Origin of the sequence: Streptomyces sp. NPDC102283, assembly GCF_044766265.1 — a bacterium.
Lineage (GTDB): Bacteria > Actinomycetota > Actinomycetes > Streptomycetales > Streptomycetaceae > Streptomyces.
Genome location: NZ_JBIWLQ010000025.1, coordinates 36,313 through 55,543, shown reverse-complemented (window position 1 = coordinate 55,543; position 19,231 = coordinate 36,313). Strand labels below are relative to the sequence as shown.

General features: G+C 71.8%; 16 protein-coding genes and 1 pseudogene. 12 read left to right on the top strand and 5 right to left on the bottom strand.

The window, feature by feature from the left end:
• Window positions 1-4: 4 nt before the first annotated feature.
• The 5 genes from ACIRJT_RS34585 to ACIRJT_RS34565 all read left to right on the top strand — a co-directional run bounded on the left by ACIRJT_RS34585 (window position 5) and on the right by ACIRJT_RS34565 (window position 5,231).
• On the top strand, window positions 5-664 hold the full coding sequence (locus tag ACIRJT_RS34585) for a histidine phosphatase family protein (protein WP_403917372.1): 660 nt from the start codon (window positions 5-7) through the stop codon (window positions 662-664).
• Window positions 665-676: 12 nt separating this feature from the next.
• Window positions 677-1,585 (top strand): ADP-ribosylglycohydrolase family protein, encoded by a 909-nt coding sequence (locus tag ACIRJT_RS34580; protein WP_403917369.1) that lies wholly within the window; start codon window positions 677-679, stop codon window positions 1,583-1,585.
• 226 nt (window positions 1,586-1,811) lie between these two features.
• The gene (locus ACIRJT_RS34575) at window positions 1,812-3,638 is read left to right on the top strand and encodes a DUF4153 domain-containing protein (protein WP_403917367.1); all 1,827 of its coding nucleotides are present in this window, start codon (window positions 1,812-1,814) and stop codon (window positions 3,636-3,638) included.
• 157 nt (window positions 3,639-3,795) lie between these two features.
• Window positions 3,796-4,506 (top strand): ribonuclease HII, encoded by a 711-nt coding sequence (locus ACIRJT_RS34570; RefSeq protein WP_403917364.1) that lies wholly within the window; start codon window positions 3,796-3,798, stop codon window positions 4,504-4,506.
• Window positions 4,507-4,568: 62 nt separating this feature from the next.
• Window positions 4,569-5,231 (top strand): hypothetical protein, encoded by a 663-nt coding sequence (locus ACIRJT_RS34565; RefSeq protein ID WP_403917361.1) that lies wholly within the window; start codon window positions 4,569-4,571, stop codon window positions 5,229-5,231.
• 129 nt (window positions 5,232-5,360) lie between these two features.
• Here ACIRJT_RS34565 and ACIRJT_RS34560 read toward each other — a convergent pair whose 3' ends face one another.
• Window positions 5,361-6,002, bottom strand: a complete 642-nt coding sequence (locus ACIRJT_RS34560) for a hypothetical protein (protein WP_403917358.1) — start codon at window positions 6,000-6,002, stop codon at window positions 5,361-5,363.
• 305 nt (window positions 6,003-6,307) lie between these two features.
• On the opposite strand from ACIRJT_RS34560, the gene ACIRJT_RS34555 reads away from it, so the two are divergent.
• Both ACIRJT_RS34555 and ACIRJT_RS34550 read left to right on the top strand, forming a co-directional pair.
• Window positions 6,308-8,467 (top strand): RecQ family ATP-dependent DNA helicase, encoded by a 2,160-nt coding sequence (locus tag ACIRJT_RS34555; protein WP_403917355.1) that lies wholly within the window; start codon window positions 6,308-6,310, stop codon window positions 8,465-8,467.
• A gap of 341 nt (window positions 8,468-8,808) precedes the next feature.
• Entirely contained in the window at window positions 8,809-10,194 is a 1,386-nt protein-coding gene (locus tag ACIRJT_RS34550) for a DUF4192 domain-containing protein (protein ID WP_403917352.1), read from the top strand.
• Between the two features lie 461 nt (window positions 10,195-10,655).
• On the opposite strand, the gene ACIRJT_RS34545 is transcribed toward ACIRJT_RS34550, so the two are convergent.
• Window positions 10,656-10,910: a DUF6332 family protein gene (locus ACIRJT_RS34545; RefSeq protein ID WP_403917349.1), complete on the bottom strand. Its 255-nt coding sequence runs from the start codon at window positions 10,908-10,910 to the stop codon at window positions 10,656-10,658.
• 235 nt (window positions 10,911-11,145) lie between these two features.
• Here ACIRJT_RS34545 and ACIRJT_RS34540 point away from each other — a divergent pair, with 235 nt between their 5' ends.
• The gene (locus ACIRJT_RS34540) at window positions 11,146-11,418 is read left to right on the top strand and encodes a hypothetical protein (protein WP_403917346.1); all 273 of its coding nucleotides are present in this window, start codon (window positions 11,146-11,148) and stop codon (window positions 11,416-11,418) included.
• Window positions 11,419-11,503: 85 nt separating this feature from the next.
• On the opposite strand, the gene ACIRJT_RS34535 is transcribed toward ACIRJT_RS34540, so the two are convergent.
• Window positions 11,504-13,078, bottom strand: a complete 1,575-nt coding sequence (locus tag ACIRJT_RS34535) for an AMP-binding protein (RefSeq protein ID WP_403917499.1) — start codon at window positions 13,076-13,078, stop codon at window positions 11,504-11,506.
• 432 nt (window positions 13,079-13,510) lie between these two features.
• Here ACIRJT_RS34535 and ACIRJT_RS34530 point away from each other — a divergent pair, with 432 nt between their 5' ends.
• From ACIRJT_RS34530 to ACIRJT_RS34520, 3 genes and pseudogenes are all read left to right on the top strand, one after another.
• Window positions 13,511-14,098 (top strand): GNAT family N-acetyltransferase, encoded by a 588-nt coding sequence (locus ACIRJT_RS34530; RefSeq protein WP_403917343.1) that lies wholly within the window; start codon window positions 13,511-13,513, stop codon window positions 14,096-14,098.
• 100 nt (window positions 14,099-14,198) lie between these two features.
• Window positions 14,199-14,957, top strand: a complete 759-nt coding sequence (locus ACIRJT_RS34525; RefSeq protein WP_403917340.1) for a transposase — start codon at window positions 14,199-14,201, stop codon at window positions 14,955-14,957.
• Between the two features lie 764 nt (window positions 14,958-15,721).
• A pseudogene (locus tag ACIRJT_RS34520) lies at window positions 15,722-16,084 on the top strand (glycosyltransferase); the annotation flags it as partial.
• A gap of 217 nt (window positions 16,085-16,301) precedes the next feature.
• On the opposite strand, the gene ACIRJT_RS34515 reads toward ACIRJT_RS34520, so the two are convergent.
• Both ACIRJT_RS34515 and ACIRJT_RS34510 read right to left on the bottom strand, forming a co-directional pair.
• Entirely contained in the window at window positions 16,302-17,180 is an 879-nt protein-coding gene (locus ACIRJT_RS34515; protein ID WP_403917337.1) for a hypothetical protein, read from the bottom strand.
• Window positions 17,141-17,878, bottom strand: coding sequence for a hypothetical protein (locus ACIRJT_RS34510; RefSeq protein WP_403917334.1), 738 nt, complete (start codon window positions 17,876-17,878; stop codon window positions 17,141-17,143). The genes ACIRJT_RS34515 and ACIRJT_RS34510 overlap by 40 nt, the downstream gene beginning before the upstream one ends.
• Before the next feature lie 147 nt (window positions 17,879-18,025).
• Between ACIRJT_RS34510 and ACIRJT_RS34505 the strand changes: the two genes are divergently transcribed.
• Complete coding sequence (locus ACIRJT_RS34505; protein WP_403917331.1) at window positions 18,026-19,018, top strand: DUF389 domain-containing protein; 993 nt, start codon at window positions 18,026-18,028, stop codon at window positions 19,016-19,018.
• Window positions 19,019-19,231 lie beyond the last annotated feature (213 nt).

The following is a 19,231-nucleotide window of genomic DNA, read 5'->3' as shown; positions in this document are numbered from 1 at the left end:
GGGCATGGCACGACCGCAGCGCATTGTCCTCGTCCGGCACGGTGAGTCCGAGGGCAACGCCGACGACACGGTGTACGAGCGGGAGCCCGACCACGCGCTCCGGCTCACCCCCACGGGTCTGCGGCAGGCCCAGGAGACCGGGGAGGGGCTGCGCGAGCAGTTCGGCGAGGAACGGGTGAGCGTCTACATCTCGCCGTACCGCCGCACCCACGAGACGTTCCGGGCCTTTGACCTCGACCCGGCACGCGTCCGCGTACGGGAGGAGCCCCGCCTGCGTGAGCAGGACTGGGGCAACTGGCAGGACCGCGACGACGTGCGGCTGCAGAAGGCATACCGGGACGCCTACGGGCACTTCTTCTACCGTTTCGCCCAGGGCGAGTCCGGCGCCGACGTCTACGACCGGGTCGGAGCGTTCCTGGAGAGCCTGCACCGGAGCTTCGAGGAGCCGGACCACCCGGAGAACGTCCTGCTGGTCACCCACGGACTGACGATGCGGCTGTTCTGCACGCGCTGGTTCCACTGGTCGGTCGCGGAGTTCGAGTCGCTGTCCAACCCCGGCAACGGCGAGACGCGGACCCTGCTGCTGGGCGAGAGCGGCCGCTACACCCTCGACCGGCCCTTTCGGAGCTGGCGGACCCCTGAGCCGTACGGCCGCACCGGATAGAGTGGCAGGGCGATGACCGCTGATTCTGCTTCCGCGCGGCGCCTAGAACGCGCCCTGGCCAGCCTGCGTGGGCTGTCCGTGGGAGACGCCCTGGGCTCCCAGTTCTTCGTACCGGCCAACTATCCCCTGCTGAAACAGCGGGCCCTGCCGCCCGGGCCCTGGCAGTGGACCGATGACACCGAGATGGCCTGCTCGGTCCTGGCCGTGCTCACCGCGCACGGCCGTATCGACCAGGACGCGCTCGCCCGCTCCTTCGCCGACCACCACGACTTCGACCGGGGCTACGGCCCCGCCGTCAACCGGCTCCTCAGGCTCGTACGCGAGGGCGGCGACTGGCGGGAGCTGTCCTCGGCGCTGTTCCAGGGCCAGGGCTCCTGGGGCAACGGCTCGGCGATGCGCATCGCCCCGCTCGGCGCCTGGTACGCGGACGATCCGGAGCAGGCCACGCACCAGGCGGAGATCTCCTCGTACACCACACATCAGCACCGCGAGGCCGTCGTCGGCGCCATGGCCGTGGCCGCCGCCGCATCGCTCGCGGCCGCCCCCGGCGGGCCACCGAGCCCGGAGGGCCTCCTCGACGGCGTCATCGCGCTCGTGCCCCGCAGCGCCGTCGGGGCGGGGCTGCGCCGGGCCCGCGACATGCTGGACTACCGGGACGCCGGGACGGTCGCCGCGGTCCTCGGCAACGGCCGCCGGACCAGTGCCCACGACACCGTGCCGTTCGCCCTCTGGTCGGCCGCCAGGAGCCTCGGTGACTACGAGCAGGCGTTCTGGGTCACGGCCCAGGCGGGCGGTGACGTCGACACGACGTGCGCCATCGTCGGCGGTGTCGTCGCGTCGGGCACGGCCGGAGCGCCGCCGGCCGACTGGCTGGCACGGACGGAGGACCCCCCGGCCTGGCTGACGCCGCTCCCGCGCTGACCGCTCCGCTACCGTCCCGTCTCCCCGCAGGCCGCCCCTGAACCGGTGCCGCGGCCCTCTGTCACGGTCCTGCCACAGGATCACTCTGCGTGGTTGCGAACGCGAGTTCGGGATTACTCTTTCGGCCACGCCGTCCCTCGTTGATCTTGAGGGCGTGCGCCGAATGAGACGCCGGGACAGGCGTACGGCCCAGGGCCGCGCGTGGACCCGGTGGGGGAGGGGTCCCATGTCCGATCAGCCGTCCGAGGCGTCCAGACCGCCGGAGAAGCCGGAGGACGCCGACGTGCCCCGGCCACCGGAACCACCTGCGGCCTCCGCGGTCGCCGGCACACCGGCAGCGAACCAACCGGATCCGCCCGCGGCGCAGTCCGCCGATGCGCCGCCCGCCGATGCCGCGCGGTCCTCCGCTGTGTGGGATCCGGCCCCGGCGCAGGCGGCCTCCCGTGACCCGCGCCAACGGGCCCAGGCGGCTCGACAGGCCGGGCCTCCGGGCAGCCCCTGGCAGTACGGCACCGGGGTGCACTCCGCCGAGGACAATGATGTGACGGCCCGGATCCGGCCACCCGCACCGCCCCTGATCCGGCCCGCCGTGCTCGGCTCGGTCCTGGCCACCGCGCTCCTGAGCGCGCTCTTCCTGGGCGACGGACTCGGGGCGAACCTGCTGATCGTGGCCGTACCCGCCACGCTGGCCGCGTACTTCGCCGCGCGGTCGGCGGGCCGTCGGCTGCGGCCGTGGACAGCGACCTGGGCGGTGGGAGGCCTCGCGTTGCTCGCGGTGCCCGCGCTCCGGGACGCGGGCTGGCCCACCTTCCTCGCCGTGGTGTCCGCCTTCGCGCTCGGCTCGCTCGCGCTGCACGGCAGCCGCAGCTGGCTGGGCGTGCTGATCGGCTCGCTGGGGCTGTTCGACTCGGTCGTCCCCGGCATCATCTGGGGCGTACGGGGGATACGCGCACGGGCCGACGGTTCCCGGGCGCGCTGGGGCGCCGCCCTGCGCACCACGGTGGTGGCCCTCGTGCTGCTCGTGGTGTTCGGGGCCCTCTTCGCCAGCGCGGACGCCGCGTTCGCCGAACTGCTGGGCAGCCTCATGCCCGACGTCTCGGTCGGCGAAGGACCGTGGCGGATCTTCCTCTTCGCCCTCGGGTTGGCCGGCGCGCTCGCCGCCGCGCACGCCGCGGCCGCTCCGGTGCGCTGGGACGGGCTCACCGTACGGCCCGGCAAACCCCGGGGACGGGCCGAATGGGCCCTCCCGCTGATCGTCCTCAACCTGCTCTTCGCCGCGTTCATCACCCTCCAGCTCGTCGTGCTCTTCGGCGGCTACGACAAGGTCCGGGACGTGACCGGGCTCAACCACGCCGAATACGCCCGCCAGGGCTTCTGGCAGCTGCTGTGGGCCACGCTGCTCACCCTCCTCGTGATCGCCCTGGCCCTGCGCTGGGCGCCGCGCGGCGGCACCGGGGACCGCACCCTGGTGCGGGCGGTCCTCGGCCCCCTCTGCGTGCTCACCCTCGTCGTGGTCGCCTCCGCGCTGCGCCGCATGGACCTGTACGTCGACGAGTACGGGCTGACCAGGCTCCGGATATCCGTGGCCGCGATGGAGCTCTGGCTCGGGGTGGTGCTGATCCTGATCCTGGCGGCAGGCGTCTTCGGGGCCCGGTTCCTGCCCCGGGCCATCGCGGTGAGCGCGGCGGCCGGCGTCCTGGCCTTCGGGTTGCTCTCACCGGATGGGTTGATCGCCGAGCAGAACGTCCAGCGTTTCGAGGACAGCGAGTCGACCGCCATCGACATCGACTACGTCAAGGACCTGTCCGCCGACGCCGTACCGGCCCTGGACCGACTGCCCGAACCGGAACGCTCCTGTGCGCTGCGGATCATCCAGAACGACGTCCTCAACGCCGACACCCCCTGGTACGCGACCAGCTGGGGAGAGGCGCGGGCGAAGGAGATCCTGGAGAAGCGCCCGGTGAAGGGCGACGCGCGTGACTGCTACAGCGCGGGCAGGGAGGCGACCCGGGACGGATACGGGCCGGACGACGACGGCTACGACCCGTACTGAGCCGGCGGGCCCTCCGAGCCCACGGGTTCAGAGGGCCCGAGCCCCCGCGTTCAGAGGGCCCGCAGGGGCTCGAACCCGCCTTCGTCGGCTGATTCGCAGCTCGCACGGCGCCCCGGGGTGTTGCTGCCGTGGCTCTCGGCGTACGCTGGCTGGCGCCATGCCGTACGAACCACCCACGCACACCGTCGAGCGCTCACTTCGCGCTACCACCGGTGCCAGGACCGTCGCCGGTGTCGATGAGGTCGGACGCGGTGCGTGGGCCGGACCCGTCACCGTGTGCGCGGCGGTCACCGGTCTGCGCCGAGCGCCCGAAGGACTCACCGATTCCAAACTGCTGACCCCCCGGCGGCGCGCCGAGCTCGAACCCGTGCTGCGGAGCTGGGTCACCGCCTACGCGCTGGGCGACGCCTCGCCCGAGGAGATCGACGACCTCGGAATGACCGCCGCGCTCCGGCTCGCCGCCGTGCGCGCCCTGGAGGGGCTGCCGGTACGGCCCGACGCGGTGATCCTCGACGGCAAGCACGACTACCTGGGCGTTCCCTGGAAGGTCCGCACCGTGATCAAGGGCGATCAGTCCTGCATCGCGGTCGCCGCGGCCTCGGTGATCGCCAAGGTGCACCGTGACCGGATGATGGCCGAACTGGGCGCCGCGTCCGAGGACTGCGCCGACTTCGCCTTCGACGCCAACGCGGGGTATCCCTCGCCCGTGCACCGGGCCGCGCTGGAGGAGCGGGGGCCCACGGCCCATCACCGCCTCTCCTGGGCGTATCTGGACGCGCTGCCCCGGTGGCAGCACCTGAAGAAGGTCCGCTTTTCCGCCGAGGCGGCCGCACTCGAAAGCGGGGGCCAGCTCGGCTTCGAATTCTGATCGCGCACACGCGCCCCTCTTACCGACGCCGACGACCTCGGCGTCCGCCACAGACCACCTTCATGCCTCTGATCTCCGAGGAGCCTCAGATTCCCGAGAGCGCCCAGGGTCCCCGCGTCACTCCGGCCGCCGGCCGCACCGCGCCGACCCCTCGTCCCGTACCCGGCCCGCGTTCCGCGGCCACTCCGCGTCCCGGCCGTCCGGGTCCCGGCCCCGCGCGCCCCGCGCCCCCGGCGCAGCGCGCCCACCCCGCCCCCGCGGCACCCGCCACTCCGGCACCGGCACCGGCCGCCCCTGCGGCCTCCACCCGCCCGGAGCCGACGGAGAATCGTTCCGCGCCGCAGATCCAGCTGATCCCGGCCCCGGCGGCCGGCGCGCTCGACGCGGCCGAGGAAGCCGTCGACCTGCTGCTGGAGTCCGGTCGCGCACCGGGCGACATCCTGGTGCTCACCACCGGCGAACAGCACCCGTGGGCCGCCCACGAGCTGTCCTTCGGCGAAGCCGCCTACTGGGCCCAGCACGACGCGGGCGACGACGTCTTCTTCGCCGACGTCTCCGTGGCGGACCGGGCCGCGTCCCGGCCCGTGGTCGTCGTCGCCGTCAACGACGACGCGGACCCGGCCGTGGCGCGTACCCTGCCCGTCGCACGTGACCGCGCCGCCGTGCTGCTGATCGTCTGCGGGGACCCGCAGACGGTCAACTCCGCACTCGGCGCCGGGGTCTGAACACACCCCACCGGTGTTCCCGGCCGCCCGCACGGGCGGCCGGGAACACCACGGCCGGTCCCTCGGCCACCGCCGGGACGGACCTCCGACGGCCGATCGGCGCCCGCCCGGCAGTCGCGCAGTGCCCGCTCAGCGGGCCGCTGTGCGGCGCAGCGCCTCCGCCGCTCCGCCGCCCGACCGCGTAGGGGCGGTCCGGTGCTCGACGACGGCGTCGGCCAGGGGTTCCGGCTCGGAAAGCGAACTGGGCCGCCGCCCGCCCCTCCCCTCGCCCAGCACCTGCCAGCCTCCGCGGGTGAGCGTGATGTAGGCGCCGCAGCGGAGGCCGTGCAGGGTGCAGGCGTCCCGGAGGCCCCACATCCACGCGCCGTCCTCCTCGGTCCAGCGTTCGTCGCCGTCACGGCAGTACAGAAGCACGGCCGTACGGACCGGAGTGCGGCGTCGCAGATCGTGCGGGAGGACGCGCCGCAACTGCGCCAGCAGGGCGTTGCGGAACTCCCAGCCGTCCGCGGCGACCGCTGCCCGGCGGGCGAACGACGCGCTCGCCGTCAGCCGTTCCTCATGATCGAGGACCGCGACCACGGCGGTGGCCGGAGTCGGCCGGTGCCGGGAGTGCAGTCCGCTCACGACCTCCCGGGGGCTCCGGAGCAGGGGTATGCCCGCCGAGGCCCACTCCGCTGGTTCGAGCATTCGGGCGAGGCGGTTGACGGAGTCTGCGGAAACCGAGGACGCCGCTGTCGAAGTGGCTGTGGACGGGGCGAATCCGAAGGTCACGGTCCTCCCTTCGCTACACGCCCACGGTGCGGGCAGGGTCGAGTGAGGGCGCGCCGCGGCACAGCCCTTCCGGGCCCGATGAGGAACTGTGCGGGGGCAGTTCCAATTCTCCCTGGCCTACCGGCAGGCGGCAACGAGCAATTGCTGTGGCTGACGGGAATCAGCCGGAATGACACTGATATCCCTGCCCAAACCCGCCCGGGATGACTCCCTCCGCCACCCCTGAATCGCGAGGACCAGCAGAAACACCGCCGTCGCGGAGGGTGGATTCGCCGATTGTCAGTCCCATCGGGTTGCATGGAGGCATGGACACCCTGGAGCTCCGCACCGAAGCCGACGCCATCCTCGCTGAGCTGGTCGGTGCGCCCGGAGGGTCGGCGCGGCTGCGGGAGGACCAGTGGCAGGCGGTGGCGGCCCTGGTGGAGGAGCGTCGTCGTGCGCTGGTGGTCCAGCGCACGGGGTGGGGCAAGTCGGCGGTGTACTTCGTGGCCACCGCGCTGCTGCGGCGGCGCGGAGCCGGCCCGACGGTGATCATCTCGCCGCTGCTGGCGTTGATGCGCAACCAGGTCGAGTCGGCGGCGCGCGCGGGCATCCAGGCGCGCACCATCAACTCGGCCAACCCCGAGGAATGGGAAACGATCTACGGGGAGGTGGAGCGCGGCGAGACCGACGTTCTCCTGGTGAGCCCGGAGCGGCTCAATTCCGTGGACTTCCGTGATCAGGTGCTGCCGAAGCTCGCGGCGACGACCGGCCTGCTGGTGGTCGACGAGGCGCACTGCATTTCCGACTGGGGCCATGATTTCCGGCCCGACTACCGTCGGCTGCGCACGATGCTCGCGGAGTTGCCGGCGGGAGTGCCGGTGCTCGCCACCACCGCCACGGCCAACGCGCGGGTGACCGCGGACGTGGCCGAGCAATTGGGCACCGGGGGCGGGGACGCGTTGGTTCTGCGGGGGCCGCTGGACCGCGAGAGCCTGCGGCTGGGCGTGCTGGAGTTGCCGAACGCGGCGCACCGGCTCGCTTGGCTGGGGGAGCGGCTGGGAGATCTGCAGGGTTCGGGGATCATCTACACGCTGACGGTGGCGGCGGCGGAGGAGGTCGCCGCGTTCCTGCGGCAGCGCGGATATCCGGTGGCCTCTTACACGGGGAAGACGGAGAACGCCGACCGTTTGCAGGCGGAGGAGGATCTGCTGGCGAATCGGGTGAAGGCCCTGGTGGCGACCTCCGCGCTGGGAATGGGTTTCGACAAGCCGGACCTCGGTTTCGTGGTGCATCTGGGATCGCCCTCGTCGCCGATCGCCTATTACCAGCAGGTGGGGCGTGCGGGGCGCGGGGTGGACCACGCCGATGTCCTGTTGCTTCCGGGCAAGGAGGACGAGGCGATCTGGGCGTATTTCGCTTCGGTGGGATTCCCTCCCGAGGAGCAGGTGCGGCGCACCCTGGACGTGCTGGGGCAGGCGGGACGTCCGTTGTCGCTGCCGGCGTTGGAGCCGTTGGTGGACCTTCGGCGCTCGCGTCTGGAGACGATGCTGAAGGTCCTGGACGTGGACGGTGCGGTCAAGCGCGTGAAGGGCGGCTGGACCGCGACGGGGCAGCCGTGGGCGTACGACGCGGAGCGGTACGCGTGGGTCGCGAAGCAGCGGGCGGCGGAGCAGCAGGCGATGCGTGACTACGTGGCGACCACGGGGTGCCGCATGGAGTTCCTGCAGCGGCAGCTCGACGACGAGAAGGCGGTGCCGTGCGGCCGCTGCGACACCTGCGCCGGCCCCTGGCTCGACCCGGCCGTCTCCCCCGCGGCCCTCTCGGCGGCGACGGGCGAGCTGGACCGGCCGGGTGTCGAGGTCGAGCCCCGCAAGATGTGGCCGACCGGCCTGGCCTCGGTCGGCATGGACCTCAAGGGCCGGATCCCCGCGGGGCAGCAGGCGATGACGGGGCGTGCGCTGGGGAGGCTGTCGGACATCGGCTGGGGCAACCGCCTCCGCCCGCTCCTGTCGGCTCAGGCCGCGGACGGGCCGGTCCCGGACGACGTGCTGAACGCCGTGGTGACGGTGCTGGCGGACTGGGCCCGCTCGCCGGGCGGCTGGGCCGGCGGTGCCGCCGATGCGATGGCGCGGCCCGTGGGCATCGTCGTCGTGCCGTCACGCACCCGCCCCCGGCTGGTCACGTCCCTGGCCGAGGGAGTGGCCCGGGTCGGGAGGCTCCCGCTCCTGGGCAGCCTGGCCTACACCCCGCATGCCGACGAGCACGCCGCGCACCGCAGCAACTCCGCCCAGCGGCTGCGCGCCCTGGCCGACTCGTTCACCGTGCCCGACGAACTCGCCACCGCGCTGTCCGACGCCCGCGGGCCGGTTCTGCTCGTCGACGACTACACCGACTCCGGCTGGACCCTCGCCGTGGGCGCACGCCTGCTCCGGCAGGCCGGTGCCGATCAGGTGCTCCCGCTCGTCCTGGCCGTGGCCGGGTAGACCGGGCGGGCCGCGACGCGCTGTCCGGCCGGTGAGGTGCCGCTCGGAGGCTGTGGAACACGCGCCCCGACGCGACCCGGTGGGACCGTCCGATCCCCGACTGCGTCGGGGCATCCGCCGGAGCAGAACCGCTCACGGGCCGACATGCTGATCAACCAGGTCGTCGACCTGTTCGGCCCGGGAGCCCTCGCGACCGGGAGCGATCGCCGCGAAGCGAACCGAACTCGGCGCGGTACGAGCGGTACAACACGATATCGAGCCCCGAACGACAGGGACGACCCCTGTGGATAACGTTATCCACAGGGGTCGCGCGATGTGGCGGGCTGCGGGACCGTCAAGGCATGAACAAGCACCAGGAATCCACCGGCCGGGCCGGGGAGCAGCAGATCACCCTGCGCGGCCCCGCCGAGCTCGCCGACGCCCTCCCGTATCTCATGGGCTTCTATCCCAACGACAGCGTCGTGATGGTCGCCCTGCACGGCGGCCGGGGCCGTTTCGGCGGTCGGCTCCGCCTCGGAATTCCGCAGGCGCCCGGTGAATGGGGGCCGGTCGCCGACCAGTTGGCGGAGTGTCTGGTATCCGGGAGCGAGCGCCGCGAAGGACGGCCCGACGCGATCGTGATCTTCCTCTGCCAGGACTCCCCGGACGGGTCGGGCGGCCGACTGACCATGGAGCGGCTCAGGCCGTTCGCGCAACGCCTGCGCACGGCGTGCGGAGCACTCGACGTTCCCGTCCTCGAAGCGCTCTGTCTCTCCGACGGCCGCTACTGGTCCTACTGCTGCCCCGACACCCGATGCTGCCCCGACCAGGGAAATCCGCTGGCCATGCCCGGCACCACGGTGATGGCCGCGGCCGCCGCCTACGCGGGCGTTCACGTGCGGGGCACGTTGCGCGACATGGAGGCGCGGCTCCAGCCGTGGCGGGCCCCGGCAGCCGTGACCGCGCAGGAGGAGGCCCTGGACAGGGCGGCACCGGTGCTGATCCCGAGGCTCCTCGACGAGCGGGCCAGGGGCGAGGTCGCGACGGAGACCCTCCGGATGGCGCGCACGCTCATGGACCGCATCGAGGTGACGCAGCCCGCGCCGCCCGCGCTCTCGGACGCCGGGGACGACCAGTTGATCGGCTCCGACGAGGCCGCGGCCGTCATCCTCGGGCTCCAGGACCGGGAGACCCGGGACAAGGCCGCCGCCTGGATGGAGGGCGCGGAAGCACAAGCGGCCCTGCGGCTGTGGCGGACGCTGGCACGGCGTTGCGTGGGACCGTACGGGGAGCACGCCGCCGCTCCGCTCACCCTGGCGGGCTGGGTCTCCTGGTCCACGGGCGACGAACCCGGCGCGCGGGTCGCTCTGGCCCTGGCGCTGCGCGCCGATCCCGACTACACGTTCGCCCAGCTGTTGCATCGGGCCTGCAACGAAGGACTCGACCCGGAGGCCCTGCGCCGCTGCTTGCGCGAGGCCGCGGACGAGGGGAAGGGGAAGAGCCCGGACGCCCGGGCCGTGGAGACGGTGATGGACACCGCCGCCGACCGGGACGCCACGTTGCCGCACGTTCGCAGGGTCCGACCACGGCCCGACGGCGGCCGGGGGCAGGGGCGCGCTCACCGGCGCCCGGGCGGAGAGCGGGTGAAGGCGTCATCCGGTTCGCCCCGTCCCTGGACCTCGGCGGCCGGACGGCGGTCACGTGAGGCCCGGCGCTACGGCCGCCGAGGCAGCAGGACGCGACGATGACCCGGAAGCGAGCCGAAGAACCGGACGGGAGCCGCCGTCCGGCCCTCCGACCGGCAGGGATGCGGACTGCTGCCCCGCCTGGCTCAACTGACGGAGCGTGAGCCCCAACTGCGACCGACTGTCCTTCGCCTCGCCTCGCCTCGCCTCGCCTCGCCTCGCCCTCGCCCCTCGCTCTCGGCCGGCCTCTTCGGCCGTGGCGTGGTGCCGCACCCCGCGCCGCGAATCCGCAATCGTGGAACCCCGACCAGTCCTGCCCTTCAACCTCTGCCCGTGGTCGGCCTCACGGCTGACCGCGGGCCGTCCTCACAGGACAGCTGGACGACGTCCGCGCGAGCTTCCACGGCTGCCTCACCGACGCCGCCGCGGTGACCGCCGACCGGCTCCGCGGCGACATCGACCGTCGTTGCACCGGCAGGCCGACCCACGCCGGGAGGCTGCCGACCGCAAGGGAAGGGCCGTAGTCAGTGGCCCATGCGGCGCTTCTTGTCGAACCGGAGCAGCACCCGTACCAGACGCCACACTCCCGCTACCGCACCGAGCAGTGCACCGCCTGCCAACAGGCCTCTCCCTGCCGATCCGGAGAGGTCAAGAACCAGGACCAGAGCCCAGGCGGAGGCAGCGATCACTCCAGCCAGCACGGCGGCGGTCACCAGGGCGAAAGCGATCTCCACCGTCATTGCGTCCTTTTCCCACCGCGACTCACGCCCCATGTCCATGCTGCAAGTCTCACATCACGGTCAAGATTCTGGATGAGGTAGCTCCGCTGGGGGAGGGGGGCAGAAGCCGACCGCCGCGGCGGTGACGTGCCGCTGAGGCAGACGGACGGCGGTGCGATGATCCGTTCATGGTCACAGGCGTCGAGTGGGCTCGGATGCGGAGGGACCTGCGCTTCGGACAGGTCTTCGAGGGCACCGTGGTGAAGGCCCCCGGCCCGGTGCGATCGGGATCTTCTTGGACATCGGCCTGAGCGTCGGAGGTTTCGTCGACGTTCTGATGCTGCCGAGCGAGGGCGCGGACTGGTCGGCGGAGGGCACGGTTGCCGATTTCGAGATCTGGTGGGCAGACAGCCGCCGGCAGATCCGGCTGAAGCCGTCCGACTCTCGGTATCTGCGGTCCGATTTCACGGACTTCGCCGAACGCTTCCGTCCCCACTGGCCCGCAGACGTCGGCCAGCCCCTTCGTGACCCGGGGCCCGCCACCCCCGATGAGTTGCCGGGCCCTTGATTCGCTCCGACACGGCTCATGCACGGGCTGGGGCAGGGCAACACCGGGAAGATCGCCAGGGGGTACGCCGGGCGGCCACGGGCGATCAGCCGCGCCTCGCGGCTTCGGCCCTCAGCCGCTTCTTGTCGGGCTTGCCCGCGTCGGTCAGCGGCAGGGTGCCGGTGAAGTCGATGCGGTCGGGCTCGTACATGGCGCCACGCCCCTCCCGTACCCAGGTCCGCAGGTCGTCGCTGGTCACAGGGACATCAGAGGTGGTGACGACCGACGCATGGATGTGCTCGTATCCGCCGGTTCCCTTCACCCCGTAGACCGCGGACTGCCGTACGGCGGGGTGGGTGTTGAGGAAGTCCTCAAGTTCGGTGGTGTACACGTGGCCGCCCACGACCGCGATCATGTCCTTGATCCGGTCGACGACGGTCAGGTACCCCCGGTCGTCCAGGGAGCCGAGGTCGCCGGTGTGCACCCACCCGTCGCGCAGAACCTGGGCAGTGAGGTCGGGGTTCTTCCCATAGCCCTCGAACACCGTCTCCGAGCGTACGCAGATCTCCCCGACCCGACCGGTGGGCAGCGAGCGGCCGGTCTCGTCGCGGATCTCGACCTCGACCCCCGGCACGAGTCGCCCGGCGGTGCGCAGGACGTCGGGGTGGTCGGGATCGTGCTCGGCGGCGGGCAGCACGCTCACGGCACCGGCCTCGAACTGCCCGTACCCCTGCTGGAGAACAGGCCCGAAGAGGCGCACGGCCTCGGCGACACGCGCCGGGGAGGACGGGGTGCCGCCGTAGGTGATCTGTTGGAGGCTGGAGGTGTCGGTGCGCGCGGCGTCGGGGTGGTCCAGGACCTGGTAGAGCAGTGGGGGCAGCAGCATCATGTTCGTGATCCGCTCACGCTCGATCGTGGCGAGGACCTCGGCCGGGTCGAACGCGTAGTGCAGTACGACCGTGCCCCCGGCGGAGAGAGTGCCGTCCGCTATGAAACCGGCTGCGTGCGACAACGGGGTGCACACCAAGTCCCGCCGCCCCGTCCCGCTGAAGAGCTCCCTCGTGCGCGCGACTCCGCCCTGCATCCGTGCGAACGTACTGCGAACACCCTTGGGATGTCCGGTGGTTCCGCCCGAGTGCCGGATGAAGCACAGATCGTCGGGGCGCGCGGCGCTCTCCACGGGGGCGTCCGGCTGCTTCCCGGCGAGCGCGAGGAGGTCCTCGCCCGGGCTTCCCGCCGCGTGCTCGTCACCAGGGCCGCCCTGCTCGGGGGCCTTGCCCAGGAGCAGGACGTGCTCGACAGGGGCGACGGCGCGGATCAGTTCGGCGGCCCGGCCGGTCAGGCGCGGGTCGACGATCAGGGCGTACGTCTCCACGTCGGCCATCATCAGGGCCTGCACGTCGGACGCGAGCCGGTTGTAGAGGTGGTTGGAGTGCGCGCCCAGCAGGTTGACCGCGTACCGCACCGCGATCGTCTCGGGCAGGTTTCCGCACAGGAGGGTGACCGTCCGGCCCGGTCCCACCCCGCGCTCGCGCAGTGCTCGTGCCAATTGGTAGACCAGAGAACGGAATTCACCAGCTCGCATGCGCCGGTCCCCGCTCACCAGGACATCACGGCCGGACTCGTCGGCCAGGCCCTCCAGGATGATCTCCACATAGTTGCGGAACTGCGGCTCGGGCATCGACGTCACGCTTCCTCTTCCTCCACACCAGAAGGCGTTCGACGTGAACGCGCATCACCGAAGCAGCCTGACCCCGGTCAGGCAGTCCTGCCACGACGCGCTCCGGACACATGGCAGTCGGCCCGTGGGCGGGCAGTGCCGAGGATACGGCGCAGCCACCCGGGCTTAGCCTCGATCCACCAGTGCGATACCTGGGAGATGTGTGGCGGGAACGTAAGAGATGCCTCGTGACCTGTGATGATGGGCTTGTCAAAGGCTTCTTCGCGCACGATCGGCAAGGCATCTCTCGGGTGAAGGCATCCCATGCCGTTCCGGCGGTCTCTCCCTGGTTCGACGGAGCGAATCTGATCGTGGACGCGGGTCTGATGGCGGTGGTCCGGCTGGCGGATTGGACCCGACCACTGTGGTGCGCCGGGCCGGTACGGTGAAGACATGACGCTACCTGACAGTGGATCAGCCGGACGTGAGGCAGTGGAGGCAATCACCTATCGCGTGGCTGAGAGCGAGGGGGACAGGTCCGCCGTTATCAAGGGCGAGTTCAGCTCGGACACCGTCTTCGAAGTGGTCGGCTCCGGCAGCGGGTTCACCATTCGACCCACTCGGCTGGACCCGCCGGTTCACAAGGTCTTCCCCGACGACGAGCCCGAGGGCGATAGGGCGTCGGAGGGCAAGCGCCGGTTCATCGCGCTGGATAGCGATCGCGTGTGCGGGTATGTCGACACGGAGTATGAGCCCTGGAACCGGCGGCTGCTCATTGCCGATATCGAGGTGGCCGGGCCGTACCAGGGCCGAGGAATCGGGCGCACGCTGATGAGCCACGCCATCGACTGGGCCCGGGCATGCGATGCCGGGCACGTCTGGCTGGAGGTGACGAACATCAACGCTCCGGCCATCCGGGTCTATCAGCGGATGGGGTTCACCTTCTGTGGCCTGGACACTTCCCTCTACAGCGGAACCGAGTCCGAAGGGGAGACGGCACTGTACATGAGCCGCTTCCTCGACCAATCTGCCGGTCAATAGCCATTCCAGTGCTTGAACATGGAGACGCGGATGCCCTCTGAACTGGGATGATGGGACTTCCTAGGGTTCCATGTCCACAGAATCGGAGTGCATCCGCGAGATGCGATCTTCCCATGCCGCTGCGGCGGTGTGCGCCTCGTTCGATGACATGAATCTGGTCGCGTACGCGGGGCTGGTCCCGGTGATGCGACTGGCCGAACGGTGCGGGCTGTCCCGTCTGGCTGCGGCCGAGGTGAAGCTGAGCAGGGCGAAGAACAGCGCGGGCGCCGCAGCGGATACCAAGATCACCGGCCTTGTGGCCGGGATGGTCGCGGGTGCGGACAGCATCGACGACCTGGACGTCCTGCGCCACGGTGCGATGCCGACGCTGTTCGGCGGTATCCGCGCCCCGTCCACACTGGGCACTTCCCTTCGCGCGTTCACCCACGGTCATGCCCGCCAACTCCACGCCGTGCAGCGGAAGTTCCTCGCCGAACTGACCGCGCACGCCCCGCTGCTGCCCGGCTCGGGCGCGAAGGCGTTCATCGATGTCGACTCCACCCACAAACGCGTCTACGGCCGGACCAAGCAGGGCGCCGAGTACGGCCGGTTCAAGGGCATCCGCACCCTGCACCCCCTGATCGGCACCCTCTGCACCCCCACATCGAGGCCGGTGATCGCCGGGGTGCGGATGCGCCGCGGCAAAGCAGCCGACTCCCGGGGCGCCCCGAACTTCGTGAGCGAGGCCCTGGCCACCGCCGTCGAGAGGCCGGCTGCACCGGCATACGCATCCTGCGGGCCGACTCACAGTTCTACAACGTCGGCGTCATCGCCGCCTGCCACCGGGCCCGAGCCCACTTCTCGATCACCACCGGCATGAACCCCTCCATCAAGCGGGCTGTCCACAGCATTCCCGACGACGCCTGGCAGCAGATCAGTTACCCGACCTCGGTCCCCGACCCCGCAACCGGTGAACCCATCTCGGACGCCGAAGTCGCCGAGATACCCCAATACACCGCGTTCGCCAGCCGGAAGAAGGCGGAGCAGGTCACCGCGCGGCTGATCGTGCGCCAGGTCCGTGACCTGGCAAACCCGCCACCATCGGCGAGCAGGGCGAGCTGTTCCCCGTCTGGCGCTACCCCCCCTTCTCAAGAATCACATCAAAAACCGACCGGTGGATTCAGGCTAAGGCAACCGCCGGCGAGGTGACCGCGAGCGGCGGCGGCACGGCCGGCGAACCGGTCGGCGCCATCGCGAACAACGGCACGGACCGATCGCGATACCGACCGGTCGGGTCGGCATCTGGCCGATCGCCTCACCCGTAGACTGCGCCTTCGCTGCTCACCCGACCTCGTCGACACCGCCGCACCCGGCCAGGACTCCTGGCGCCACCTCCGTATCCCGGCAGGGCGGTCCCGAAGGCCGGCACGAGCCCTTGGCACAGGGGGTTCTTCAGGGAGGGACGCCGGTCGCCAGGAGATGTCGCACAGGCTCAGGGGACGTGCTCGTACGCCCGGGTGACAGCCGGCGGCTCAAGCAGGTGGTCCGCCCGTTCCGGCCGGTGGCGCCACGTTGATTCGTCTCCCCGCTCGCGTTTCCTCCTCGCGTGGTCGTGAGCCCTGCTGCCGCAGCTTCACCGGGACCGTGTCCCTGGGCGGCAACGGCCAGTTCGTCACGCTCGACGCGCTGCGGACGCTCGACGACGATCCCGACCGGGGCGGGCCCTGGCGCAACTCGCTGCTCGACGACTACGAACTCGCCCTGCACCTGGCCCTCGCGGGGCGCCGGGTGGCCTTCACCCGCGACACCTGGGTCGAGCAGGAGGCGCTGTGGGACGCGGGCCGCCTGCTCGACCAGCGCACCCGGTGGAGCCAGGGCACGATGCAGTGCGCCCGCCATCTCCCCACGGCGTGGCGGTCGCGCCGGCTGTCCACCCCGGCGGTCGCGGAGATCACCTACTCGCTCCTCCAGCCATGGCTCCAGCTCTTCGTCAGCGCGGTCTGTCCCGTGCTGCTGATCCTCGCCGTGGGGCAGCTGATCGACCGGGCGGGCGGTGCGGGCATCACCGGACAGGGGTGCGGTGGTGGCCGATCGCCGGTTACGTCCTGCTGGCCTTCGTCCAGTTCGGGATGTGGGGTCCGCTCTACCGGGCGAAGTGCGAACCCTCGCAGGGCCTCTGGCGCAGTGTCGGCTGGGGCTTCGCGTACACGGCGTACGTCTGGTGCTACTCGCTCGCGACCTGGCGGGCGCTGGCCCGCCACCCGCGGGGGCGTGGGGCGTGGGCCAAGACCCGCCGCAACGCGGAGGCAGCCCTGTCCTCGCCGGCCCCCGCCGCGCCGCTGGAGGACGCGAAGTCCCGCTGACCCGCCCCGCTCTCCCGACGGGGTTCGCCCGGCCGTCCGGTCCCCGCCGTCGTGGCCGCGGCCAGAACGAGGGTGAGCCCGCCGGCCAGGACGGCGAACACCAGATGCTTGGTGTTCTCGATCGCCTCCCCGTAGACCGCCGTCAGGAACTGCGCCCACGTCAGCGCCGCCGCACACAGCACCGTTGCCACGAACGCCCGGCGGCGAGGGTCGGACCTACGCCGCCCCCACGGGACCGCCGCGCACCCCAACAGAGTGACGAGCGTCAGCATCAGCCCGCCGCCGGTATCGCGTACGAGCATGCTGAACAGGGGGAGCCGATTCTCCTGCGCGCCCGGGGGCAGCGCGGCGTCCATCGGGTACGAGCCGAGGTAGTCCGGGCGGGCCGCCCCGAAGTCGTCCAGCGCGTGAAGGGCGATGCGGGCGGTCACCCCCGGGTGGGTCACGAGGAAGGACGCGATGTTCCCGTACGCCATCCGGTCCTCGTAGCGGTCCCAGCGGGGATCGCTCTGCGGAGGCTGCTCCACCCACCAGCTCCTGCCCTCGTACCGGGCGAAGTCCGCCGGAAGCCCGAGGTCGACGGCGGCGGCCCGGGGATCGTCACTGTGGGCGAGGAGGCCGACGAAGGCCATCTCGGTGGGATTGATCCTGCGGAACTGGCCGGGCTGCGCGGCGACCTCGGACACGGCCGCGCCGATGATCAGCACGGCCGCCAGCACCGCGCGGCCCGGCCACGCCACCCGGCCGCCCACCGCCCCACCGGCACCCGCGTGAGGCAGAGCACGATGACGAAGGGCACCGCCATGGTCGCCGACCGGGTCTTGGACGCGACCGCCACGACGGCGCCCGCCGTGAAGGCCGCGAGCCCCAGCAGCCGCGCGGTGGGCGTCCCGCCGAGGTGGACCGCGCCCGCGAGCGCCCACACCATGCCGGTCAGGCCCGCCGCCTCACCGTAGGGAGATGCCGCGTACCCGGCGAACGTACTGTCCCCGACCACCACGAACAGCGCCGCGCACACCAGCACCCTGCGTACGACGCCTCCCCCCAGCGCCGCCGCGAACACCGCGAACGCGCCCGCGACCAGCAGACAGAACAGCACCGCGAGCGCCCGCAGATCCAGCACACCGGGGAAACCCAGCAGGCCGCTGAGCGGCTCCGCGGCACGGAGCGGCCAGGTTCCGCTGCTGGGGTAGACCTGCGCCGGGTCGCAGCCGTCCTGGGGCGCGCGGACGTACGTGAAGTGGGCGTACGCGAGCCACTGCTCCACACCCGGCGGAACCCGCGTGACGATGTCGAGCGAGCACATCCGGCGGAACCCGTCGCCGTTGTCGGCCATCCCCACCGAGGACGGCACGAACAACCGCACCGCCATCAGAACGCCGGCGGCCGCACCGGTGCAGAGCGCGAACAGGCGGGTGAATCCAGGACTTTCAGGCACCTTCACACCGCTCATGCGGACACCCAACGGCCATAGGGGCAGCCCGTGAGTACGACACCCCGAACCGGAAAGCGGCGTGGACCCGAAAGGGTGACGCCGCGCGGGTGGCTCCTGCCCCTGCCGGTGCCCGGCTCCGATACTGACCCGATGGTCACAGGACTGCGCGCGTGGGTGCTTCCGGAGCGTCAACGGCGGTCGCAGGCCGAGCTGGCCGAGGACCTGGACCTCACGTGCGGGGACGCGCGAGCGAAGCAGTCGGCGTTCTGGACCATGCTGTTCTTCTCCGCGGTGATCGCGGCCGGCGGGGTCCTGACCGACTCCACGGCCACGGTGATCGGCGCGATGATCATCGCACCGCTGTCCACCCCGATCATGGGCATCGCCATCGGCGCCGTACAGGGCCGGCGGGGCTCGGCGGGCCGGTTCGTGCTCGCCGGGGTGCTTCTGGTGGTGGCGGTCGGCGCCGTGGGTTCACTGGCCGTACCGTCCGACTACGATCTGCTGTCGGACAGTCAGATCGCAGGCCGGACCTCGCCCGGCCTGCTGGATCTGGTGGCAGCCCTGGCGACCGGTTTCGCCGGGGCGCTCGCGCTGTCCCGCAAGGACGTCGCGGCGGTGCTGCCCGGCGTGGCCATCGCCATCTCCCTGGTGCCGCCGCTGGTCGTGGCCGGCGTCTGCGCCGGGCAGGGCGCCTGGTGGCTCGCGCTCGGCGCGCTGGTGCTCTTCGTCTCCAACCTGCTCGCGCTGGTCTTCGCCGGCATGGTGGTCTTCGCCGCGCTCGACCACGCCGAGGAACGCCCGGCCCGCGCATCGCGCCGTGCCTACGCGGCCCTCGGGCTGCTGTTCGCCGCGGTGGGCCTGGTCCTCGCGGCCAGCACCACCGCGACCGTGCTGCTCCACGTGTGGACCACCCGCGCCTCCGCCGCGGCGACCGTCTGGCTCTCCGGCACGCCCGGTGCGCAGGTCATCGACGTACAGACACGCTCCCGGACGCTGTACATCGCCGTGCGCACACCGGCCGACCTGCCACCGCTGGACCGGCTCCTGGCCGATCTCGGCGGCGAAGTGCCCGACGGGGTACCGGTCGCCGTGGTGACGACCCAGGGCCGACAACTCCAGGTCGGCAGGGTCGGGGACTGAGGTCTGGCCCGGGGGCGACGGAGCTGCTGGTGGTGCGGGTGGCGGCGGCGGGCGGGGACCCCCGCGAGCGCTCGCCGAGGCTGGCGGTGACCGTGTCGTTCACAGCGGCACCGGAAGCAACGCCGGACTGCTGGACGTCACCGCCGCCCATGATCACGCGGAAGTGTGCGAACGCTGCTCATGATCACGCGGAAGTGTGCGAACGCTGCTCAT